Below are 1,640 nucleotides of genomic sequence, written 5' to 3' on the forward strand. Positions count from 1 at the left end.
ATACCCTCACTGATGTCGAAGGCCGCAAGCCCAAGCAGCAGCAACGAACCCCTATGCTGTTTAATGGCCTAATGGTGCAAACCATCAAGTCGGAGCAGCCACAACGAGACGAAAATCGGGAAGAAGACAAAAATCGGGAAAAAATTGAGCGCTTGCCTGTGCTAGACGGATTGCGCAAGTATGCTGCTGACCATGTTTTACTGATGGGACGTCCGGGTTCGGGAAAATCCACTGCGTTAGTGCGATTGTTGGGGGATGAGGGAATACAAGGGAAAATTCCGGTGCTGGTGGAACTGCGATATTACCAGAAATCGGTGCTGGAGTTAGTGCGGAATTTTCTGAAACGTCATGGTGTACTCCTCAACTCCACCGAAATCGAAAGATTATTGTTTGATGGACAATTCTGGTTACTGATCGATGGGGTGAACGAGCTACCGTCAGAAGCAGCACGCTCGGATTTGACTCAGTTTCGGAAGGATTACCAGAAGCGTACTCCCATGATTTTCACCACTAGGGATTTAGGAGTAGGTGGTGACTTGGGGATTCAGAAGAAGTTGGAAATGCAACCCTTGAGTGTAGAGCAAATGTCGGAGTTTGTCAGAAAATATTTGCCACAACAGGGGGAGCAGATGCTTAAGCAGTTGGGCGATCGCTTACGGGAGTTTGGGCAAACTCCTCTACTATTGTGGATGCTATGTTCCCTGTTTCAGGATCACGGAGAGATACCGTCGAATCTGGGTTTAGTGTTTCGCTCATTTACCCAGTTCTATTCTGATAACATCAAGCAAGATATTAACGTTTCAAGGGCATCAAAACTCTTGTGGCCTAAACTGCTACAAGAGTTAGGGTTTGTGATGACAGCAGGGGATAACCCCAAGCAGATTACTGTTGCTATTCCTAAGACAAAAGCCGAAGAAATTTTAACTGACTATCTAGGTAAGAAGCCTGTTGTCAATTCTAATGTTTGCCCCGAGACTTTGCTTGATGACTTACTGAAGCATCACTTGATTCAACAATCAGGAGATTTGATTGAGTTTCGACACCAACTGATCCAAGAATACTATACAGCGGAATATTTATTGAAGCAATTACCACGTCTTAGGGATCAGGAGTTACAACAAAACTATCTCAATTATTTGAAATGGACAGAAACCCTGGTGCTGATGCTGCAATTAGTAGATGATCAAGCCCAAGCCCAGCGGGTGGTAAGGTTAGGGTTAGCAGTGGATTGGCAACTGGGAGCCAGGTTAGCCGGAGCAGTAAAACCGGAGTTTCAGGAGCAGACTGTTGGGTTAGTGGCTGGGTTAAATGTTCCCACCTTACTTAAGGTTGAGCTGTTGGGAATAACTGGATCAGAAAAAGCGATACCTGAGCTAAGTAAATGCCTGGATCATGACCACGATTCTGTGCGTTGGAGTGCGGCAAAAGCTCTGGGAAAAATCGGGACAGAAGCCACCATCGACCCCTTAATTAAATTGCTGGATGATGACGACTATGATGTGGGTAGGATTGCGGCAGCCCTTAGGAGTGACAGACTAGCCAAACTCAGTAGTCATGATTACGTGAGTGAAGAAGGAGCGGGTCAACACGCGATCTTTCTTCTGAGCTCGGAGAAAACTTGGCGACACCAATGTCGTTAG

The 1,640-nt window shown here is 46.3% G+C and carries 1 protein-coding gene; it reads left to right on the forward strand.

The window, feature by feature from the left end; all coding sequences use genetic code 11:
* Positions 1-1,640 (forward strand): HEAT repeat domain-containing protein (locus F6K49_RS46945; RefSeq protein ID WP_293109352.1); only part of this gene is annotated, 1,640 nt, incomplete at its 5' end.

Source organism: Moorena sp. SIO3I6 (assembly GCF_010672095.1).